This window comes from Agrobacterium sp. lyk4-40-TYG-31 (assembly GCF_030209855.1).
In the GTDB taxonomy this organism is placed as follows: Bacteria; Pseudomonadota; Alphaproteobacteria; order Rhizobiales; family Rhizobiaceae; genus Agrobacterium; species Agrobacterium vaccinii.
In genome coordinates this window covers 174940-197007 of sequence record NZ_JARVRE010000002.1, presented here as the reverse complement: position 1 = coordinate 197007, position 22068 = coordinate 174940, and the positions used below count along the sequence as shown (strand labels likewise).

Annotated in this window: 16 protein-coding genes; 6 read left to right on the top strand and 10 right to left on the bottom strand. The window is 56.3% G+C overall.

What is annotated here, in order from left to right:
• Nucleotides 1-136 precede the first annotated feature (136 nt).
• Together QRN55_RS01655 and QRN55_RS01650 are read left to right on the top strand one after the other, a co-directional pair.
• On the top strand, nt 137-3223 hold the full coding sequence (locus QRN55_RS01655) for an autotransporter outer membrane beta-barrel domain-containing protein (RefSeq protein WP_284774252.1): 3087 nt from the start codon (nt 137-139) through the stop codon (nt 3221-3223).
• Between the two features lie 289 nt (nt 3224-3512).
• A complete protein-coding gene (locus QRN55_RS01650) occupies nt 3513-5393 on the top strand; it encodes an ABC transporter ATP-binding protein/permease (RefSeq protein ID WP_111839503.1) in 1881 nt (626 codons plus the stop codon).
• 99 nt (nt 5394-5492) lie between these two features.
• Here the strand turns inward: QRN55_RS01650 and QRN55_RS01645 are convergent, their stop codons facing one another.
• Nucleotides 5493-6206: an outer membrane protein gene (locus QRN55_RS01645; RefSeq protein ID WP_112501313.1), complete on the bottom strand. Its 714-nt coding sequence runs from the start codon at nt 6204-6206 to the stop codon at nt 5493-5495.
• Between the two features lie 259 nt (nt 6207-6465).
• On the opposite strand from QRN55_RS01645, the gene QRN55_RS01640 reads away from it, so the two are divergent.
• Entirely contained in the window at nt 6466-6930 is a 465-nt protein-coding gene (locus QRN55_RS01640) for a DUF3597 domain-containing protein (protein WP_284774248.1), read from the top strand.
• 49 nt (nt 6931-6979) lie between these two features.
• On the opposite strand, the gene QRN55_RS01635 is transcribed toward QRN55_RS01640, so the two are convergent.
• Nucleotides 6980-8386 carry a sensor domain-containing diguanylate cyclase gene (locus QRN55_RS01635; protein WP_284774246.1) on the bottom strand — a complete coding sequence of 469 codons (1407 nt, stop codon included), beginning with the start codon at nt 8384-8386 and terminating at the stop codon, nt 6980-6982.
• 155 nt (nt 8387-8541) lie between these two features.
• On the bottom strand, nt 8542-10632 hold the full coding sequence (locus QRN55_RS01630; RefSeq protein ID WP_284774244.1) for a carboxy terminal-processing peptidase: 2091 nt from the start codon (nt 10630-10632) through the stop codon (nt 8542-8544).
• A 295-nt stretch (nt 10633-10927) separates the two neighbouring features.
• Between QRN55_RS01630 and QRN55_RS01625 the strand changes: the two genes are divergently transcribed.
• Nucleotides 10928-11182 carry a hypothetical protein gene (locus tag QRN55_RS01625; RefSeq protein WP_233136942.1) on the top strand — a complete coding sequence of 85 codons (255 nt, stop codon included), beginning with the start codon at nt 10928-10930 and terminating at the stop codon, nt 11180-11182.
• Between the two features lie 52 nt (nt 11183-11234).
• On the opposite strand, the gene treZ is transcribed toward QRN55_RS01625, so the two are convergent.
• Nucleotides 11235-13007 carry a malto-oligosyltrehalose trehalohydrolase gene (gene treZ, locus QRN55_RS01620; RefSeq protein WP_284774241.1) on the bottom strand — a complete coding sequence of 591 codons (1773 nt, stop codon included), beginning with the start codon at nt 13005-13007 and terminating at the stop codon, nt 11235-11237.
• A 207-nt stretch (nt 13008-13214) separates the two neighbouring features.
• Here treZ and QRN55_RS01615 point away from each other — a divergent pair, with 207 nt between their 5' ends.
• Nucleotides 13215-13592, top strand: coding sequence for a PH domain-containing protein (locus tag QRN55_RS01615; RefSeq protein WP_111839510.1), 378 nt, complete (start codon nt 13215-13217; stop codon nt 13590-13592).
• A gap of 1 nt (nt 13593) precedes the next feature.
• On the opposite strand, the gene QRN55_RS01610 is transcribed toward QRN55_RS01615, so the two are convergent.
• Both QRN55_RS01610 and QRN55_RS01605 read right to left on the bottom strand, forming a co-directional pair.
• On the bottom strand, nt 13594-14850 hold the full coding sequence (locus tag QRN55_RS01610; RefSeq protein WP_284774238.1) for a glycosyltransferase family 4 protein: 1257 nt from the start codon (nt 14848-14850) through the stop codon (nt 13594-13596).
• 131 nt (nt 14851-14981) lie between these two features.
• Entirely contained in the window at nt 14982-16094 is a 1113-nt protein-coding gene (locus tag QRN55_RS01605) for an acyltransferase family protein (protein ID WP_284774236.1), read from the bottom strand.
• Nucleotides 16095-16271: 177 nt separating this feature from the next.
• On the opposite strand from QRN55_RS01605, the gene QRN55_RS01600 reads away from it, so the two are divergent.
• Nucleotides 16272-17150 carry a class I SAM-dependent methyltransferase gene (locus QRN55_RS01600; protein WP_284774235.1) on the top strand — a complete coding sequence of 293 codons (879 nt, stop codon included), beginning with the start codon at nt 16272-16274 and terminating at the stop codon, nt 17148-17150.
• 11 nt (nt 17151-17161) lie between these two features.
• Here QRN55_RS01600 and QRN55_RS01595 read toward each other — a convergent pair whose 3' ends face one another.
• The 4 genes from QRN55_RS01595 to QRN55_RS01580 are packed head-to-tail and all read right to left on the bottom strand — an operon-like array spanning nt 17162 to nt 21969.
• Nucleotides 17162-18397 carry a glycosyltransferase family 4 protein gene (locus tag QRN55_RS01595; protein ID WP_284774234.1) on the bottom strand — a complete coding sequence of 412 codons (1236 nt, stop codon included), beginning with the start codon at nt 18395-18397 and terminating at the stop codon, nt 17162-17164.
• 14 nt (nt 18398-18411) lie between these two features.
• Entirely contained in the window at nt 18412-19107 is a 696-nt protein-coding gene (locus QRN55_RS01590) for a polysaccharide deacetylase family protein (RefSeq protein ID WP_502871279.1), read from the bottom strand.
• A 58-nt stretch (nt 19108-19165) separates the two neighbouring features.
• Nucleotides 19166-20500: an O-antigen ligase family protein gene (locus tag QRN55_RS01585; RefSeq protein ID WP_284774232.1), complete on the bottom strand. Its 1335-nt coding sequence runs from the start codon at nt 20498-20500 to the stop codon at nt 19166-19168.
• On the bottom strand, nt 20500-21969 hold the full coding sequence (locus QRN55_RS01580) for a GumC family protein (RefSeq protein ID WP_284774231.1): 1470 nt from the start codon (nt 21967-21969) through the stop codon (nt 20500-20502). Before QRN55_RS01580 ends, QRN55_RS01585 begins: the two co-directional genes overlap by 1 nt.
• Between the last annotated feature and the right edge of the window lie 99 nt (nt 21970-22068).

Sequence of the window (22068 nt, the reverse complement as noted above, 5' to 3'; positions counted from 1 at the left end):
GTTCGGTCCGTGGCTGTCCTTTACTCTTCCGCCAGTTCGAAGCTGGTATTTACGGTTAATTGCGCATTAACCATGATCAAGTAGCTGTAGATGTCTGCCCGCGATGTAAGCGGGCGATCTCAGCATTGGTCACCGCATGACACACCAGCTGCTTCCGGCCATGTCCCGGCGTCTCAGCTTTTTTACAGCACTGGTTTCGCTCGCCCTCACCTCGCCGTCTCTGGCGCAATCGGTTTGGACAGGCAGCGCCAACAATATGTTCAGCGACGGGGCGAATTGGAGCCCGACGCTGCCCGGCGCTGCGGATGTGGCCGTTGTCGATACCGGGTCGCCACAGGTCGATGACACCGCGACAATCGACAAGCTGGATGTCGGCGGAGGCAATGTCACGATTACCAATACGGGCACCTTGACCGTTACCAATGGCAGCACCATCACCTCGGGAAGCATTGGCATCAACGCGGATGGCACGCTGAATTCAGATGTAAACCTCGATGGTGGGGCTCTTTTCATCGACGGGACACTCAACGGCAGGCTGACACTGAACAACGGCAATGTCGCGGTCAATGGAGCGCTGACGAGTGCCACGGTGGAGGCGGGAACGACGCTTTCCAACAATGGTGCGGTCAACGATGTCTCGGTGTCGTCGCAAGGCACCTTCACCAACAACAGCGCGGCAACGCTGGGCACACTGACCAATGCCGGAACCGCATCGAATGCCGGCACGATCGGCAATGTGACCAATACAGACGGAAGTTTCACCAACAATGTGGGTGGCACGGTCACCGGGAAAACCATCGTATCAGGCGGCACAGTTACGAACAATTTCGTGGTGACTGACGCTGACGTTGCCGCCGCCGCTGCATTCTATAACAACAACGGCGCAACTGCCGGGAACATCAGCAATTCCGGCACCGTCGTCAACGCAGGCACCGTTGCCTCGCTCCAGAACGATGCCGGGAGTTTCACGAACAATGCGGGCGGTTCGGTCACCGGGCTGACGACGGTGTCTGGTGGCACCGTGACCAACAATTTCATTGTCACCGATGCAGATGTTGCCGCTGCCGCCGCTTTCGTCAACAATGCGGGCGCGACGGCTGACAATTTAAAAAACGCTGGTACGGTCACCAACTCCGGCACCATTTCCTCGGTCGAAAACGACAGCGGGACGCTGACCAATACCACCGGTGCGTCGATTGGTTCTGTGATCAATGCAGGAAGTGGTTCCAACGCAGGAACGATCGGCTCCCTGGCCAATATGACGGGAGATTTCACCAACAATGCAGGCGGCGAAATCACGGGAAACACGACTGTGTCCGGCGGCAGGGTGACGAATAATTTCGTCGTCACAGCCGTGGATGTCGCCGCCGCTGCAGCCTTCGTCAACAATGGCGGGGCCACTGCTGGCGCTGTCAGAAACTCCGGCACCACGTCCAATGCAGGCACGATCGCCTCGCTTCAGAACGACGGTGGCCTTTTCACCAACAACGCTGGCGGAACAGTCACCGGCAATACGCGGATCACGGGCGGCACGGTGGTCAACAACGCAGCACTCGCGGATGTAGACATCGGCACAGAAGGACGCTTCACCAATAACAGTGGCGCGACCGCAGGTACTATTACCAACTCAGGTAATGCGTCCAACGACGGGACAATCGCTTCTCTCGTCAACAATGATGGCGTCTTTTCCAATACCGGCACCATTAGCGGCGCGGTCACCGTTACCGGTGGTGAACTCGCCAATCAAGGAACGGTCGTGGGCACCATCTCCATTTTCGACGGCGGTTTGTTGTCTGGTACCGGTGTCGCCGGTGGGCTCACCGTCGGCAATGGCGGCATCCTGTCGCCCGGGCCGGGCCTTCAAACGCTTGATGTCACCGGTAATGTCGTATTTGACGCTGGCGCGATCTACCGGGTCGATATCGATGAGGCGGGTCTTTCCGACCGGTTGGCAGCCACTGGCACCGTAGATCTTGGAAACAGCATTCTCGATATCCGTGCGGCCAGCACGAGCTATGGCCTGACGACCGACTACACAATCGTCACCGCAGGGGCCGTAAATGGTCAGTTCGGGAACGTCGTGAGCGATTTCGCCTTTCTGTCTCCGACGTTGACCTATGATCCGACGATCGTCTACCTGCATCTTGACCGGAATGCGGTGCGCTTTCAGGACGTTGCCCAGACCGTCAACGATCGGGTCACTGCGGCAGCGGTCGAAAATCTTGGATCGAACAGCACGCTCTATCGGGCCGTTCTGCCACTCGATGTCAGCACTGCCGCGAGCGCGTTCTCCCAGCTCAATGGTGAAGTTCACGCCTCACTGAAGAGCAACCTCCTCTGGGAAACCAAACTGACCCGCGAGGCGATCATCGACCAAATGAACGCCGCGCCGGGACGGGTCTCCGAACAAGCGGATGAGGCATCATTCTGGACGACGGGTGTGCTGGCACAAGACAACTTTGCAGGCGATGGCACCGCGCGGGGCACCCGCAGCAGCAGCGCCGGAACGCTGATTGGCGGGGATGCACCCGTGTCTGACACCTGGCGTGTCGGCGGCGTTATGGGATACAGCCACCTTTCGATGCAGCCGGACGCAAGTGCTGAATCCTACCATCTCGGCCTCTACGCGGCGGGTGATATTGGTCCACTGGACCTTATCGGCGGCACGATCGTCACGAAAAACAATATCTCGACACGGCGCAACATCGCTTTTGGCGCATTCACCGACAGACTGTCTGCCAACTACGCGGGCACGACGGCGCAGATATTCGGCGATATCGCTTGGACGTTCGAGATCGACGACCTCAGCATCCAGCCTTTCGCAAACCTCGCCTACATCAACCTCGACACCGCAGGCTTCACGGAAGATGGCGGGGCAGCGGCGCTGACCGTATCGGGTAATTCAAGCGACGTCTCCATCTCCACGCTTGGCATGCGCTGGACTGCCAATATTCGCGGTGGCGATCTGCCCGTTGTCGCATCGGGAATGCTGGGCTGGCGTCACGCCGCCGGTGATCTGGCGCCGATCTCCATTTCCAGCTTCGGTGGCAACGATCCGTTCATTCTGGAAGGCGTGACCATGCCAAGAGATGCCATGGTGATCAAAGCCGGTGTCACCGCGGAGCTCTCAAAGGCCGCCCGTTTCAGCCTGACGTATGCGGGCGAGTTTGGCAGCGGCTTCAGCTCGAACGCCGCCTATGCCAATCTTTCCGTGAATTTCTAAGGACAGTTCGAATTGTAAAATATTCGCACGTGTTCAGGAACTAATCCAAACGGCCTGCGTTAATGCGCGGATGAAATTGCCGATAGGATTTGGCCAGCATATATGACAGCACCAATCCTTCGCCCTCATGCACTCCCTCACGGTATTTGCAGCGTGTATATCCCACACGCGCCATGATTGCCGCTGTGCGTCTTCATCCTCTGAAATAATCTACCATTAAGAAACAACAGCATCGACCTGATGATTTTATTCGCAGGTCGTTCGCATCAGGTCCTCATCGGAAAGCAACATGGTTTCAGACAATGCAACTGTACCGGACGCTCAAAAACTAGATCCTACACTGACCGAAAAGGAAGTGGAGGAGGCCCGTCGCGCCTTTCTTCTCAGGCGCTTCTGGCAAAGCGCGCGCGGCTACTGGGGTGCCGGTGGTGACCGCTTTGCATGGATCGTCTGCATCGGCCTACTGGTTCTGATCGGTATCAACGTCGCGTTCCAGTACGGCATCAACGTCTGGAACCGCGGGCTGTTCGATGCCATCGAGCAGCGCCATGCATCCGATGTCTATTACCTCGCATCGCTCTTTCCACCATTGGTGGCGGGCAGTGTTGGTCTTGTCACCGTACAGGTCTATGTCCGAATGCTCATCCAGCGACGCTGGCGCTCGTGGTTGACCAAATCGCTGATCGGACGTTGGTTGGCGAACGGACGTTACTATCAGCTGAACCTGATCGACGGAGATCATAAAAATCCAGAAGCGCGCATCTCGGAAGACATGCGCATTGCCACGGAATCGCCCGTCGATTTTACCGCCGGTGTGATCTCTGCCTTCGTTTCGGCATCGACGTTTATCGTCGTGCTCTGGACAATCGGTGGCGCACTGACCCTGCCGATTGGTGACTCCGTCATCACCATTCCGGGCTTTCTCGTCATTGCCGCCGTCATCTATGCGGTGATCACTTCCAGCTCGATTGCAGTGATCGGGCGCAATTTCGTGCGTGTCTCCGAAGACAAAAACCAAGTCGAGGCGGAGTTTCGCTATACGCTGACCCGCGTGCGCGAGAACGGTGAAAGCATCGCGCTTCTGGGCGGCGAGGAAGAAGAGCGCAACGACCTCGACAAAACCTTCGCCAACGTGCGCCAGCAATGGCGGCTTCTGGCCAACCAGCATATGCGCACGACGCTGGTATCCCACAGCTCGATGCTGATCGCTCCGGTCGTTCCGGTCCTGCTGTGCGCCCCGAAGTTTCTGGCCGGCAGCATGTCTCTGGGCGAAGTGATGCAGGCGGCATCGGCCTTCACCATTGTTCAAGGTGCTTTTGGCTGGCTGGTGGATAATTATCCGCGACTTGCGGACTGGAACGCCTGCGCAAGACGCGTGGCTTCGCTAATGACATCACTGGATGATCTGGAACGCGCCGAGCAAAGCGACGACATAGGGCGGATTAAGCGTGGCGATACGCAAGGGACGACGATGCTCAGCCTCAGCGACCTATCCGTTTCGCTTGGTGATGGCACCGCGGTGGTCAAGGAAACGCAGGTCGAGATAGAGCCTGGCGAAAGGGTGCTGGTTGCCGGCGAGTCCGGTTCGGGCAAGAGCACACTGGTGCGCGCCATCTCCGGTCTGTGGCCGTGGGGTGAAGGCAGCGTCAACTTCCATCCCGACCACCGCCTGTTCATGCTGCCGCAACGCCCCTACATTCCGTCAGGCACATTGCAACGTGCCGTCGCCTATCCGCGTCCGGCGGATAGTTGGTCGGTCGAAGACATCAAGACCGCACTCGAAAAGGTTGGTCTGGGTCAGCTTAGCGAAAAGATTGAAGACGATGCGCCTTGGGACCACACCCTGTCGGGTGGCGAAAAGCAGCGTCTGGCCTTTGCGAGACTGTTATTGCATGACCCCAATATCATCGTCCTTGATGAAGCGACATCGGCGCTCGATGAGAAGACGCAGGATCAGATGATGCAGATGCTGATCGATGAGTTGCCCGACGCTACGATCGTCAGCGTTGCGCACCGTGTGGAGCTGGAAGTCTTCCACACACGCAAGATCACGTTGGAAAGACGCGAAGGCGGTGCGAAACTTGTGAGCGACGTTGGTCTGAAGCAGCATACACCGAAGCGCAAGAAGCTGCTGCGGCTGATCAAGAAACCACGCGCCAGGCCAACGTAAGGCGTGGGTTTCTACTGAAATGCAAAAGGGGTTCGCGGCATGGCCACGAACCCCTTTTCTTATTCTACCCGCCTCGAATGTCGAAAGCGGATTTGCGTATCAGAACTGGCGTCTAAAGCCTGCTGTCACAGCATGGCTGCTGAAATCCGTGCTGGAGCTTGTTCCATCTACTGCGGTGAAGTTGAAGTTATCAGCAGCAGTGTAACGGTAGCCAATGTCGAAGGTTGTGTTGCTGAACAGCGCGCTGTCTCTGAAGAACGAGATCGTATCGAGCTTGATGCCGACGCCCGCGTCGAGGTGGTATGCAAACTTGGTATCGTCGTCATCCATGGCAATGCCAGTAACGCCCTGACGGTGGAGTTCAAGGTTCATCGCGCCAACCCCACCACCGAGGTAAGGCGTGAAAGCCGTTGCCGTTTCGATATCGAGATAGCCGTTAACGTAGCCCTGGATTGCACGGGCTTCACCGAAGGATGCGTTTCCGGCGTTCACGCCATTGACAGTGTGTTCGTTCACGTCCGCTGTGCCGTAACCGACTTCCAGTTCCAGACGTGGCGACACAAAACCGTAGGAGCCGAAGCTGTAACCGGCGCGCAGCGCGCTGTAGAAACCGACGTCGTAATCTGTGCTGACGCCACCCGCAGTCGTGCCGAAGCCAGTGTCGTCCAGAAACGTAAGGCTGCTGAGCGTACCGAGATAAAAACCACCTGGATTGGATACGACCACTGGCTCAACTGGAGCAACGACATCGGCAGCATGAGCAGAAGATGCGAGCAGCCCCAAAAGGCCAGCAAGCTTAAGAGCGCGATTCATAAGAAAACCTTTCAAGATCAGCCCCCGCCGATGATTCTGATTTGGCCAGATTCAGGGCTTGCGGTCGAGAGATTTGGCGAGATCAGACCATGCCACGCATCAGGATATGTCCAAGCCGTTGCTGATAAGCAACTGAATGATAGGCGCTACATAAAGGAATACCACAGGCGCTCATGAGAGTTTTCTTAATTTCGTCAGGAACGCAATCGACTCCGAGGCCGTTTGATGAAGGATATCAAACTGAAGGAGGAAACGCAGAATGAGCATTTTCAGTAAAATCAAAGACGCAATTTTCGGTGGACCCGCGCAAGCCTCTCCCGCATCACCCAGTGCGGCAGAGCCGACACCTGCCCCATCGTCCGTACCTGAACCAGCGGCAACAACCGCCCCACCGGTCGGCGGCACTGGTCAAGCCGTGCCAAAAACCGCTGGCGCATCGGCACCTTCCACAAGTTCGGGGTCGCAGCAGGTAGACGTGGCAGCCCAACTGGATGCCGCCGTCAAGCGCAGCGGCCACAAGCTGGACTGGAAACACTCCATCGTCGATTTGATGAAGGCACTGGGAATGGATGCGAGCCTTGCAGAGCGCAAGGAACTTGCCGAGGAACTCGGCTATACGAAAGAACTCAACGGTTCTGCTGAAATGAACACTTGGCTGCATAAGGCTTTGTTGAAAAAGCTGTCAGAGAACGGTGGCAAGGTTCCAAGTGACTTGCTGGACTAAAGCCATCCGCTTCATGAAAAGGCGGCGATGTTGCCGCCTTTTTTTCGCGTTAGGCCCAGCGACGCATTGGCCCCATGTCGCTTGCCGGTGCGCACTCTGTAGCGCTTGCTCCCTTGGCCTGGTACAGGGCTTCATCTGCGCGCTTTAGCGCCTCGTCACACGTCACTTCGCCATGCCGCACGTCGCTGAGGCCGAAAGAAGCACCGATCATCACGCGCTTTTCCCTGACAAGATATGGATGCGACAACATTTCGGAAAGTTGTGTGCAACGTACGTCCGCATCAGTGGCTGACACGTCAGGCATAAACACGGCGAACTCATCTCCTCCGAGACGAAAAACGACATCATTTGGCCGACAGCCGGATTTCAGCCGCTCAGCCACTTGCTTCAGCAACTCGTCGCCGGTGGCATGACCGTGCCGATCATTGACGGCTTTGAAACCATCGAGGTCGAGGCAAGCCACCATCAAGTTGCCAGCCGTTGAAAGTCTGGCAAACTCCGTGGCGATCAAAGATCGGTTTGCCAGGCCCGTCAGGAAGTCGTGAGTTGCGGCATGCCGCATCAGCTTTTCGGCCTCCACCAACGTACCAATAGCTCGACGGGACGTGCGGGTAGCGAAGATACCGCCAGCGATGAAAATAATCGTCAGCGCGGAGGCCAATGGCAGGAATTGGCGCAGGAGATCATGGGCGGGCGTCAGCGGCTTCCAAGACAAGACCTGAGCTTGCCTATCGGGCCCAACGGCGATCTCGGCGCTGGCGCGGTCATCCGAAACCGTAGTCGCTGGTCCGACGGCTGCATCATCGAGCATGAAGCGATCGCCGAGAAAGGTCTGTAGGCTGCCAGCTATCGGGATAGCAGAAATCAGCACCGGCCCACGGGCGTTGCGCAGGGTTGCCATCTTGAAATCGGATTGGAACAGGCTGGCCGTCAAGAGAACGGCGTCGTTGCCGATAACCTCGATCTTGCTGAAGACGATAGGTTCGGGGATGCCGGGCTTTCGTCCGCCCGCTTCACTTACACGCACCTTATCGACCAGTGAGAGTGCGTCTTGCGCAATGACGTCAGCACCCTGTGCGAAGAACGGGCGATCTTGAACTTCATCGGCAGTTTTCGAATAGATCAATTTGTCATCGCTATCGAGAATGGCCACGAAACGGGTTCGGGAGGTTCCGATCAGCGAACTACCGATGTTTCGATCGGCCCATTCGAAGTCGAAAGCGTTGTCGAGTTTGGCAATCGATTCGTCCCAGATCGTCCATGCCGTCAGCGCGAACTCGATGTCGGTGATCCAGATTGATATGTTGCGTTTGACCAGAACTTCCTGCCGCTGCCGGTTCTCCGCATCCAGACGAGACACCCCGAAATAGGGGATGGCGGCAAGCGCGATCAACAATACCGCTACCAGCACCACGGCTGGCACCACCAGTCTGAACTGCGAAAAGCGCGTGCTCATATTTACGTCCCGATTGCTCCAAGACTTCGATATGAGCGAGAGACTATTTAAGGCTGGTTAGCGGTCATGGATTTCGGCGCAAGAGGTTAATGCTTCCCTTCCGTTACGGAAGGCAAACCCGCGCTGAGTCGCAGCGCGGGTCGTTGCCGATTTCTTTATTGCGCGTTTCTGGCTGCGCTCGGCATCTTCGCCAGATCGGCCACGATGGCGGCGGATTCGGTTTTCAGCACGTCTTTCGCATTTTTGCGCGCATTTTCGATGGCGATATTGGCGCTGATGCTGCGTTCATTCGCTTGCAGGCCGTCGTCATTTTCAGGAACGAAGCCGCTTCCATCTTCCGCACGCGCCTTCAGCCGTGCTTCCGTCGCCACCATTTCACTTCGGCGTTCGGCTTCGTTAAGAGAAATGGTTTTCTTCGCGCGCAAGGCTTTCAAATCTGCGACATCTTCAACGAAACGCTTGAAGTCGCGATCGTCCTTCACGCGCGCGTCATGCTCACTCTGTAACTGCGGCACGACCTTCGCCATGTCGCCCATCAACGCGTATTTGGCGGGCTTGATCTGGGTCCATGGCAAAGCATTGTCGTAGCTGGACTCGCCCAGCAGTTTCGGGTCGAGAATTCCAGGCAGGCTGATATCCGGCGTCACACCGCGCAACTGGGTGGTGCCGCCATCGACGCGGAAGAACTGCGCGATCGTCAGTTTCAATTGGCCAAGCTCAGGCTTGTTGTTGCGCGCAACTCGATCGAGATCGACCACCGTCTGCACAGTACCCTTGCCGAAGCTGGGTTCGCCAACGATGACACCCCGGTCATAATCCTGAATGGCAGCGGCGAAGATTTCAGAAGCCGATGCGGAGCCGCGATTGATGAGGACGCCGAGCGGACCTGTCCAGGCAGGCGCACTCATCTCGTCACTCTCGACCTTGACCTTGCCTTCGGCATCCTTCTGCTGGACGACAGGACCTTTGCCGATGAATAGGCCGGTGAGATCAATCGCTTCCGCAAGCGACCCACCACCATTGTCACGAAGGTCGATCAAAACGCCCGCGACCTTATCCTGTTTCAGTTCCGCAAGCAGCTTGGCGACGTCGCGGCTTGCGCTTCGGTAATCCTTGTCGCCTTTGCGCCGTCCTTCGAAATCTTCGTAGAAGGTGGGCAAAGTGATAACGCCGATGTTGACGGTGGCATCGCCGTTTTTGACAGGAACGATTGTCTTTTGTGCCGCCTGCTTTTCCAAACTGACCTTGTCTCGCACAAGACTGATGACGCGGTGGCCACCGCTGCTACCTGAATCGGCGGGCAGAATATCGAGGCGTACCACGGAACCCACAGCACCGCGGATCATCTGAACGACCTCATCCAACCGCGTGCCGACCACTTCCTTGATGGCTCCATCCTCGCCCTGACCAACACCGATGATGCGGTCTCCTACGGCAAGCTTGGTTGACAGTTGCGCCGGGCCTCCGGGCACCAGTTCGCGGATCGTCGTATAGCCGTCGCGCTCCTGAAGAACTGCGCCGATCCCGACCAGCGACAGCTTCATTGATATGTCGAACTCTGCGGAGGCCTTCGCGCTGAAATAATCCGTATGCGGATCGACCGCCGTCGTATAGGCGGCCATGAAGGTTTGGAAAACGTCGTCACTCTTGTAGGGATAGACGCGGTCCATGATGTTCTTGTAGCGTTTATCCAGCGTTTCGCGAATGGCCGCATCCGCTTGACCGGCAAGCTTCAGGCGAAGCCAGTCGCTTTTGACGCGTTTGCGCCAGAGTTCATCACTCTGCTTTTCAGATTGCGCCCAGGGCGCGTCATCGCGGGAGATCGGGTAGTCTTCGCGAACCGTGAAGTCGAAGTCCTGCTTGAGTTCGCTTCGCGCGAACGTCATACGGTCAACGACGCGGCGCGTATAGCTGTTGAAGATCGAAAACGGGATTTCAAGGTCTTCGTTCAGGATCGCATCATCGATCTTGGTGCTATCGGCCATGAAGCGATCGATATCGCTCTGCATGAACAGCATACGGTCAGGATCGAGGGACTTGATGAACTTGGTCATGATGTGGCCAGACAAAACATCGTCCAGCGGCACCGTCTTATAGGCGTAGCGGCCCAGGAACTGCGCGCTCAAATTGGCGGCTTGCGCCTGAATTTGCGACGGCTCAAGTGTCGGCGGCGATGCCGGTTGCTGCGCATAGGCAGAAGACGCAATCGACAGAACCAACCCAAAGAGACCGTGCTTTATGCGCATGCGATATCATTCCTCATCATTGTGCAGATCAGTCTTACTGCACCGCGGCGGCAATTACGATAAGAACATCGTCGGCAAAACGTTCTTTTCAGGCAATTGCTCGTGAACGACAGCGCTAAATATCCACTCGCTAAAATGGTGGATATTCTTCACCTCCTCATCTAGAAACATGGCGGCCCTACGGCCATCCTGCGCTCCTCAGGCGAAAAGTGCCTGAAACAAGGTTTAATCGACAAGGGCTCAGGACGACTGGTTGACCAAAAAATCGACCACACATTGAAATGAGGGAAATATCATGAAATCCAACGTCTTTTCCAATCGCCGCGCGATGTTCTTGGGCGCAATCGCCGCCGTCGTCATTTTTGCTGTCATTCAGGCGTTCTACAGTCTGCGTGGCCCGCAATATGCCGAAAGCCGCGACGGTGCAGTGATGGTTCGTCCGATTGTGAAGGATGACGGCGTGAAAAATACGACGATGGCGGTCGTGATCGGTTTGATCGGCGGTCTCTATGTTGCCCGCATCGTCAACAGACGCTCCACGAAAGCGTGATATGAGGATGGCGAGCCCGCGCCGTCTTTAGCGCGGGCATGCCACGGAATGATCAAGCTTCGCCAACGCTCCAAAGAACCGACCAGGGGTCAAAACTGGAACCGTCTATCTTACCGACCGTATAGAGCTCTTCTCCTTCACGCGCCCAGTTTTCGAGATTAACTAGATCAGGCGAAAGGTTTGCCAGCAATTGCAGTCGCGCGCCTCCAGCAAGCTGCCACACGACATTGACGGCTTTTCCCTGCGCTTGAAAACTGCCCGATTTCAAGAATATATCTCGCAAAAGTGGGACGATACGCTGATGACGCAGCGCGATAAGGTCTTTGTAAAATCCCATCATACCTACGCCGTCCTCCTCTTCAGCCACCGACCAGTCGATTTTTGCTGAAAGAAAGGTTTCATAGGCCGTAGGGTCTGCCACGTCGTCGCCTTCGAAACCGGGCAGCCGAGACAACTCCTCCCGCCGCCCTACGCGGATTTTTTCGTTCAGGTCTTCATCGAACTCACAGAAAAAGGGGAATGGCTCCTTAGCCCCCCACTCCTCGCCCATGAACATCATCGGTATCTGCGGTGCCAGCAGATAAATCGCAGCGATGGCTTTGATGGGTTCCAGCGGAATATGTGACGACATGCGATCGCCGATGGCGCGGTTACCGATCTGGTCGTGGTTTTGAATGAAGGAGATGAATGCCGTGGGCGGCAGATCCTGGCTTGGCTTGCCACGTTCCCCACCGCGATAGGGCATATGCTCTCCCTGAAACACGAAACCTTCGGCAAGACCCCGACCCAGATTGTCGTCGTTACCGATGTACTCTTCGTAATAACCGAACGTCTCGTCTGTCGCGGCGATATGAAGGACGTGGTGGACATCGTCGTTCCACTGCGCGGTAAACAGTGTGGGGTGTCCATCATCATCACGCCCCAGAACGTCACTGTCGTTGTCTTCGTTTTCTACGATCAGATGAACGTGCCTGCCATCCGCCGCCTGTCTGACCCGGCGTGCAAGCTCCTGCAGAACATGCTCGTCGCTATCGTCCTTGATTTCGTGGATGGCATCGAGCCGCAGACCATCGAGCCGGAACTCGGTGACCCAGTAGAGAGCGTTTTGAATGATGAATTCACGCACATGCTTTGAGCCGTCATCATCATAATTGATTCCGTCGCCCCAGGGCGAAGCGTGGTGCGCCGAAAAAAGCGGTGCAAAGACAGGCATGTAGTTCCCGTCGGGCCCGAAGTGATTGTAGACCACATCGAGGAACAAACAGATACCTCTGGCATGTGCCTCATCGACGAATTTCATCAAATCTTCCGGGCGGCCATAGCTGCTTTCGGGCGCATAGGGCATAACGCCATCATAGCCCCATCCGTAGCTGCCGGGGAAATCGGAGATCGGCATAAGCTGTATCGCGGTGATGCCCAGTCGCTGCAAATGATTGAGCTTGTCGATTGCTGCCAGAAAGCCCCCCTCGGCGGTGAACGCTCCGGCGTGGAGTTCGTAGATGACCATCTCTTCCCAAGGGCGTCCGTTCCAGCCTTCGGTTTTCCAGTCATAGGCGTGGAGATCCACCACTTCGCTCGGGCCATGCACGTCTTCGGGCTGAAAACGGGATGCCGGGTCTGGGACTTCAAGTCCATCAGGCAGTTGAAACCGGTAACGGGTGCCTGCGCCAGCGCCTGAAACCTCGCAATGAAACCAGCCCTCGCCTGCGTCCAGCATATCGTGCTGCTCGCCGCTCTCCAGTTTCAACACCATGGATTTTTGCAAAGGAGCCCAGATACGAAACAGGGTGGACCCTGCCAAAAGCCGGGGACCGAAATCAAACATGTGAGACAATGAAAATACCTTCTGATGACAATATGTTGGTGTAGAACACCTCAGTAACCTCATCGCAGCATGATGGTTTCACACATTTTTTCTGAGTAAGCGGCTCGTACGGTAACGAACGGCCCTGCGGCCCTGCCAGTGCGTATTGAACATTCCCGTACCAAGCGCCATCTCATGGGACAGCATAGAGATAACAGAGGGCTGTTCATGGGTTTATTCGACGCGCTTTTGGGGCATGGATCAACAGTCGATCCGGCAGACCTCCGTAAACGCCTTGATGGCGTATTGATCGACGGAGAAGAGCCGCAACTGGCTTTCAAAGTCATCAGGGACTTTTTCGTGTTCACGCAACACCGCGTCATCCTCGTTGATATTCAAGGCATGACAGGCAGCAAAGTCGATTACACATCGATCCCCTACCGTGCGATCACCCGCTTTTCCGTAGAAACGGCAGGCACGTTCGATCTGGATTCGGAGCTGAAAATATGGGTGTCGGGGTCAAGCACGCCCATCGGCAAAACCCTCAAGAAAGGGACGGATGTGCGCGGCATTCAGCGCGCCTTGGCAACCGGCGTCTTGCGGTAGACTACCGCGAGGCCGGTGCCGGCGTGCGCTTGGCCTGCCTGTAAGTTCGCGGTGGGTTTGCTGCGGAGATGGATTTGTAGATTTCCGCAGTTCTCAAGCCGATGGTCCGCCAGTCGTATTTCGACATTATTCTGGCCCCTTGCTGAAGGGATGGTCGAGCTGACGTCTCGCCCTCCATCTCTGCTTGCAAACGCTCCGAGAGTGCCTCGATATTGCCGAGCGGGAAGTAGGACGACTTGTCCAACGACAGGCCGAGATTTGCCTCGATATCGCTCGCCAGCACAGGCAGTCCGTGTGCCATCGCCTCCAGAAGCGCAATCGGCATGCCTTCATGGCTGGATGGAAGCACAAACAGGCCTGCATTCGAAAAAAGACTGGCAAGTTTGCGGCCGGACTGCACACCGGTCAGCACCACACCCGGCATCGCTTTCGCGCGCGCCTGAACCGAGGTGGCATACTCGCTATCCGCGTCTCCGCCGCCAACAAGAACCAGTTTCGTGTCCCCAAGACTGGTCTTGGCGAAGGCTTCGATGAGGTCAAGCTGGCGCTTTTCCGCAACAAGGCGGGCCACCAGCAGAATATAGCGTCCCTTCTTCAGGCCAAATTCGGACAGAACGCTGTCCTCAAGATTTGTCGTATCGACCTTTACACCATTTGGAATGAAGTGGACCGGCGCCTTGAAATCCTTCTGCATCCGATCCGCAATGTGCTTGGCAATTGCGATGCGCGCATGGGAAAACCGCATCCCGGCCCATTCGCCGAGCTGCAATATCCGCTTTTCCAAAGAATTCCATTTTTCCCGATCATAGTCGTAACCGTGATGCGTAAAGACGACCCGCAAGCCCAGTATGCGCGCCAACGGCGCAACCAGCGAAGGCCCAACAGCGTGAATATGAACGATATCAGGGTGGAGAAACCGTGCTTTGACGAGCGCTAGCGCGGTGTGAAAAATTGCCTCCAGCCGGGTGCTGCGCGGTGCCCAGAGCGGGTGAACGGTAATGCCACGCCAGACATAGGGCTTGCTATCGGCAACGTAGTTTTTGCGGGCAAAGACGTGAACATCGGCTCCCAATTCCACGAGATTGGAAACGAGTTGCTCGACATGCGTTTCGACGCCGCCTTGCACATTGGGAATGCCGCGAAGACCAATCATGCAGATGCGCATGGAGTCCAGCATGCGCGCGTTGTCCCGCTTGGAGCGCGCGCTTTCGGAAGCTTCCTGTTTTGGTAGATCGATACCCATCTGGACATAATTCATCGCGTGCTCCTAATTTACATTAGAACATTAGGATATGATAAACTAAATCGAGACCGAGGCTAGTGCTTTTACGCTTTTTCTCTAATCATCTCGAAGCGTGGTAAACGGCGCAGTTGTAACAATCGAAGACCTTAGACAAGCACCTTCGAATCTGCTGCAGATTTACGTTTTATAAACCTATACCCAAGGTTGATCATTGGCTTCTCCAAATATTCGTAGGTAAGCAATGAGAGACCGAGTGTGAGGACAAGGCTGGCAAGCCCTATGGGCAGGTCCGTCCATGTGCCACTGAGTGGAAGCCACGCGAAAACGATGAGCGCGGCCACGCCATGAAACAGATAGATCGAGTAGCTGAGAGCGCCGAGCCATGACAGCACCGCGTTATCGGGCATCCTTGTTTTGACGGAAAACACGAAGACGCACAGCGCCACAAGGTAGCTGGTCAGGATCGGCACGGTTCCGACGAGAAAAAATCCGTCCCGGCGCCCCAGAGAAAATTCGCCGATACTCAACAACACGACGGCCTGAACCAACAGAACCAAAACTGATGCAGCAAACGCACCCTCGCGCCGATCAACCAGCACCATGCGCAACAGCAGGCCTAGATAAAGGAAGGAAAGATGGAGGCTGATATATTGCACAGGCACGGCCAAGCCGAAGGACCGCATCAGGATGGGCAATGCAGTGGCGGCAGCCAGCGCGATGGCGAAAAACGCAACGGCGCCGGGGCGATAAAGACGACCGACCAGGAAAAGCCCCGCAGACAGTACATAAAACAGAATTTCGATTGTCAGGGTCCAATAGGCGCCGGACATCCATTGCTGCCCGAAGGCGGCTGGCAGCATGGTCATATTGGCGAAAAACTGCGGGACTGACGGTATGTGTCCGTGGAAAGAGCCAGCGATGCCAAGGCATAAAAGCGCCAGCCAGAGTGCAGGGAACAGCCTGAAAAAGCGAGAGATGGCAAAGCGGTGGATCGGATCAGCACCTTTGATGCTGAAGGGGACGACGAAGCCGCTGATCAGAAAAAACAACACCACGCCAAATCGTCCGGCATCGAAAACGGACACCGCGGATACGGCCAAATGGTAGACCTGCCCATCCCGATCCGTCGCCTCGCGGATAACGTCACCAAAGAAATGCTGCACGACAACGGCAAGTGCTGCAATGGCACGCAAGGCATCGATATTCTCGTAACGGTGGGGTTTAACCGCATCAGCGGCTTTATTTGCAACTGTTGCCATGGACTGTTGGTGATCCAGCTTGTGCATGGGAATGCCTTTGTGCGCTCAACCGATACATGCAAATATTATTCATTAAAGTAAATTCTAAAATAACTAATTCTAATTTAATGTTGCAACCGAATGCGGGGCTCTTCTCATAGCCTTGATGAGATCAAGTTAGAGCTATATGGGTTAGAAATGCGGGTTTTCATCAGGAATATTGTCTTCAAATTCATCGGTGCAATTGTGCTGTCGGGCGTCTGGGCCAAGCACAGGCTGATGGGTTATCGAAAGCCCAATACGGTCTCCGCCGAAGACCGGAACGCGCGCATCGATTACGTCCATGACGTCGTTCAATCGTGGCTACGCTTCATGCCTGCGGACATTTCTGTGCGAGGCCGTTCGGTTCTGGAACTCGGTCCGGGCTCATCGCTCGCGACAGGTGCGCTGTTGCTGGCTCACGGCGCGAAATCCTACACCGCAGTCGATGCATTCGGGCTGGCACTGCATGAGACAAACGACTTCAGGCGAAATGCAATCGGCAGCTACAAGGGAGCCCTTTTGAGGCAAGACATCGATGCGGCTCATGCCGTGCTCGACGGGCAGACCAGCGACTTTCGATATCATGTGGATGCAGGCTTCGATGTTCCAGCGATGTGCAACGGGCAGTCGTTCGACATAATTGTCAGCTGTGCAGCCTTCGAGCATTTCGACGCTATCGAGAACACGATTGCGGACCTGACCAAGGTCGCTAAAAGCGGCTGCATCAGCCTGCACATCGTTGATCTCCAGACCCACAGCAATCTCATTCGCGGTCGGGACCCGAACAACATCTATCGCTTCTCCGACTGGTTTTACGACCTGCTGTCGTTTCCCGGCCAGCCCAATCGCAAACGCCCTATCGATTACGTCAGGGCATTCGAGGCGAATGGTTGGGTGGATGTCGAGGTGATCGCGGCCAAAACCATTGCGGAGGACAAGCGCGGGGACCTGACGTCAGGGCTTGCCAAGCGGTTTCGAAGCAGCGCAATGGACATGCAGATGCTCGACGCCGTCATCATTAGCCGCTTTCCCTGAACGCTTGCCGATCAGAACTGCGCGCCGAGTTCCCGGTAGAGTTTGGTCGTGCGTTCCAGATACGCGGTCTGCGAAAAGTCCCTTTGGACCCATTCTCGACCTGCCAGTCCCATCTCCCGACGCATATCTGGTGACAGCGTGCTCATGGCGGTCAGCGCCCGCGCCAGATCATGTTGGTCTGAGGGGCGGGCAATGAGGCCAGTGATATTTTGCTGGATGAGTTCTGGAATGCCGCCGATATCGGCCCCGATGACAGGGCGACCGAGCGCATAGGCTTCGAGCAGGCTGACGGGCGCGTTTTCGTACCACTCGGACGGCAGAACCAGCGCTTTCGCTCCGGCAATGGCCAGATGCAGAGCATCGCCAGAAAGGTAGCCTAGAAACTCTACATCCGCGCCTATTTGCTGAACAAGCGCGCGCAAGGCCGGTTCTTCCGGCCCTGTACCAGCGATGCGGAGACGCTGCCCGGAGAGACTTGCCGCCTTGATCAAGGTTGCGATGCCTTTCTCAGGTGCGAGACGCCCGGCGAACAGGAAGTAGTCACCCTCTTCGGCAGTCACGGGATGATCGGATATGGCTTGATCCACGAAATTCGGAATATACGCCAGTTTTTCAGACGGCCATCCCCATTCGATCAGCTTGTTGCGGTAGAACTGGCTTGGCACGACGATCCTGTCGATATACCGGCTGTAGAGGCCGAGCATCCGGTGAACAGCGCTTTCCACCATCACCAACCCGCTCAGCGCCACGGATTGCTTCATGCAACGATGGGCGAGGACGTTGTAGATGCGCCCACCCTTGCACCGCTCACAAATGCCATCCGGCGCAAGCATTTTATAGGCAGGACAGGCCAGTTTCAGATCATGCGCGGTCATGACAGTCGGAATTCCGCGCTGTTTCAAAAGCGGGAATATGGAGGGCGAGATGTGGTGATAGACATTGTGGGCGTGCGCAATGTCAGGCCGCACCTTATCAAGGAGAGCACCAAGCTGCGCGCGCGCCTCTCTGGAGTAGATGACCTCCAGACTGTGCGCGATCTTGGTCTTCAACCCACTTTGTCGACCGAACTCGATTTCAGGAACGAAATAGGAAGACCAGTCTGAAGGAAGATTGCCGGGATGCTGCATGGAAAATGGTATGGCATTCCAGCCCGCACGCTCGAACATGTCCATCTGATCGAGGAAAATCGCTTCGGCGCCGCCTCTGCGATAGAAGTAATTGTTGATTGCCAGCAGCGTTCCACCCATCTCGCCGCGCCCTCTTACGTTTCGATGTGGCGCAGCGCATCGCGCACCGGCAGGACGAGACAGTTTTGAGAGACGGCATAGCGAACAAGCGTAGCGAAGGTTTCCGGCTGACACCCGTAAGGCGTTGGAGTGTCTCTGATGTCATGCGTGAAGAAAATCAGCCAGCCCGGATTGGCCACCACGGCATCGATTTCTTTCGTCAAAGCCAAAGCATCGCTTTCCGGTTGCCTGATTTCCATTCCCCAGAGATAGGAGCGATTGACAGGGCCGCGATTGATCCTGTCCCCGCCCGCCCGCGCCGTGGCGTAGCGCGAGGCGAACGTCCGCCTGTGGCCAAGGGAGCCGCGATTATAGGGAAATGCGAAATTGCGCATTTCGCGCGCCGGATCGACTTCATCGAGCAGTTTGCCGTTCCGATCTAGGTCTGCTTCCAGCTCCCGCCCACTCATCGCGTTTACGGCGTGATGCGAGAACGTGTGACAGCCGATTTCATGCCCGTATTCAGCGAGGTGCTTGCAACCCGACGCAGTAATAAGGTTCCGGTCGGGCTCCCTTTTGCCAAGCAATCCGCCCGCAATGTAGAATGTCCCTCTGACCCCGTTTTCTTCAAGAATTCTGGCCCCAGCCGAATGCGCCGTGTCGGGCACGTCATCGAAGGTGAAGGAAACGACGGGGCGAGTTGGTGCTACGTTCAGCGTGGACACGGGCAGCGCTCGAACTGCTCTTTCAATAACGCGCTCGCGGATGTGTTGGACTTTGGATGTGATGCTATGCGGGAACGGCACGTTGTTTCTCCCACCCGGTTTCACGGTCAGCGACAAGCGACATTCGCGACTGCATCTCTAGCCCGAATATGGAAACGAGCATGAAAAAGCAGATCGGACTGCCGCTTTGGAAAAAGATGACCTCCAGACAACCTGCATAGATGACATAGAGCCAGACGCGCATGAACAGTCGCGACAGTTCAGGACTGTTGGGCGTAGGACCCAGCCTTCCGACGGCCCGCAGCGGCACGAAGATCACCAGAGCGATCGTGAGCAGAAAGCCGGGAATGCCTGTCGTCAAAAGCGCATCGACATAGGCATTGTGCCCGTTGAACGCCTTGACCGCCCAAGTTTCCAGCCCAGCCGAGCTTTGCGTGATATCCGCCGTCTGCCAAAAGCCCTGAAAGCCGTAACCAAGGATCGGCGATTGCGCGATGGCATCGAAGGCGATCTTCCATATGTCGGTTCTGTTGGTGAAGGTCGGATCGACGCCAAGGCTCGCGATGAACCCGCGAAACCCTTCCGATGTCGCTGCGCCGAGCGCCAACAGGTTGAAGGCCGCAATGCCGCCCACGGCGATGGGCCATCTGCTCCAGCGAAATTTCTCAAATATCCATTGCAGAATGAGGATCAAAGGCAGCATGGCCGTCGATGACTTTCCGCCGGTGTGAATGAGAAAGACAACCGACAGAATGACGATCGCCACGCCGCTTTTCTTCCACCCGACACTGCGCAGATAAAGCCCGAAGAACGCAGCCACCAACATTACGGCAGCGGCGAGATTCTTGTGCGAGTATTGCCCTCGCCAGAAACCGGCATTCATCGGCTCGATCAATTCTGTCGGCTGGTGAATGGACAGCGTCGGTAAAAACATCACCCCGAAATAGGCTATGCCCAGCGTGATGGCGGTGCCGAAAAGCAGCAGGCGCGAAAACTGTTGCTCGGAGCGGGGCAACAGCAGAAACATGCCCGCATTGGCACAGGTCAATATCGCAAGAATTGTTCGTTTAATGCCGTCCATCGGATAATTAGACACCGCTGAGGAGATTAAAAACCACAGAAACATCGCGATGACGAGAAGCTGTGGCTGGCAGATTTGCGAGCGCAGGGGGTGCGTCAATGCGGCGTAGAGCGTTAGCAGCGTCAGCGCCAGAAAGATGAGCTGGTTGAGAGCATTGGACCCGCCGGTGGCATTCGTGCCGCTAGCCTCGACGCGAACCAGGTCCACGAAAGGATTGGTAGTGATCCAGAAAAACAGAAATATCGCCATGAATACGAAAGGTCTGACCCTGTCGTGAAACGACACCCCACTCTGTCTCTGCGCCCCGACGATATGCATCAGCTTGCCCGCTCGAAGCGCCAGTTATTGTCGCGCAAAGCGCCATAAAGACGCATTCCGATAACGCAGATGACGCCCAAAATCATACCCGCCAATAGACCGCCGATTGCCAGGAGAATGGTCGGTGGCGGCCAGCTGCGTTTTTCCGGCGGAAACGGTGCGGTGACGATGCGCAGGTTGGAGACGCTGATCTGCTGTTGCTCGCTGGTCTCGCCAACGCGCTTTAGGAATGTGTCGTACAGCGCAGATTTGGCATCGCTGTTGCGTTGCAGTTCCTGCAACTGGACCTGCGCCGTATCATCCGTCGAGACGCGTTTTTGTGCGTCGTCCAGCTGTGTACGCAGTGTCGAGACAGAATTTTCGGCCTGATCCATATCTTGCTGAATAGCCTGTAGCGACCGCTCGGTTTCCCGCGCCATCTCCACGCGAAGCGTGCCGAGTTGAGCGCGCGTGCTGACCAGTTTCGGGTAGCGCGCGCCATAGGTCAGCGCCAGCTCCTCATATTGCTGCTTGAGTACGCTGTATTGCGACCGCAGACCAATCAGGGTGGGAGAATCCAGAGTATCGGCAGGCGCCACACCGTCTGTCGCCGGCTGGCTGAGTTTGCGGTAGCGGGCCTGTACATCGGACAGGCGCGACTGCGCCGCATTCAGCAACGTATTCAATTGCGAGACGGTTTGAATGTTGACGGAGCCGGTTCCGCCAAGATTTTGCAGGTTGTTGTCCTGCCGGAACTGCACGACGGCACCTGCGGCTTCCGTCGCCGCCTGCCGCAATTCTTCCAGCCGGTTGGAAAGAGCAGCGCTGGCGTTTTTCGCAAGATCCGTCTGCGTTGCCTCAAGCTCTTCCCTGAACGAATCGGCAAGTGTGGAAAGCACAGCAACGGAACGCTCAGCCTCACGGGTCCAAAGGCTGACGGAAACGAGGTAGGTGCCGCCCTGTCGCGCCACTTTGATGCGTTTGGCAAGGTTTCGCATGGCAATCATCACGCCATCGCCCGGTGGCGCAGGCTGCTGGGGCTTCAACCAATCCAGCCAGCTTTCCTGAGTGTCTGCTGCCGCATTGAACTCTGCCAAATCCTGCAAGTTCTGTCGCTCGACTGTCCTGCGCAACACATTGCCGGAGGTGATGAGAAGCAGCTTGCTGGAGATGTCCAATATCTGCGCATCGCTTTGAATATTGGGTGTGGTCAGCTCATTCGGCACCACCTGCCCCGTGGGTGGCGGCAACAAAATGTCCATGCTGGACATGAAACGCGGCTTGACCACAAGGCCGAAAGTCACCGCAGCGACACCACCAAGAAGTGCAAATATCGCGATGTAGAGCACGCCTCGCCGTAGCCATTCCAGCAGTTTTGCAGGCGAAATCAGGCGCGCGGCAGATGTTGAACCACGTGGATGAGCGGTCGCGCGGGGCGGCGCTTCATCAAAAACAGGCTTGGCCCGCTTCTCGGCTGGGTACTCATACATGCGTGACGGACGCCTCTATATCAATCAAAACGAAACACATTCATTATATACGATCTTACTAAATCACATAGTCCGCTGACAAATGGTTTACAGCAGGTC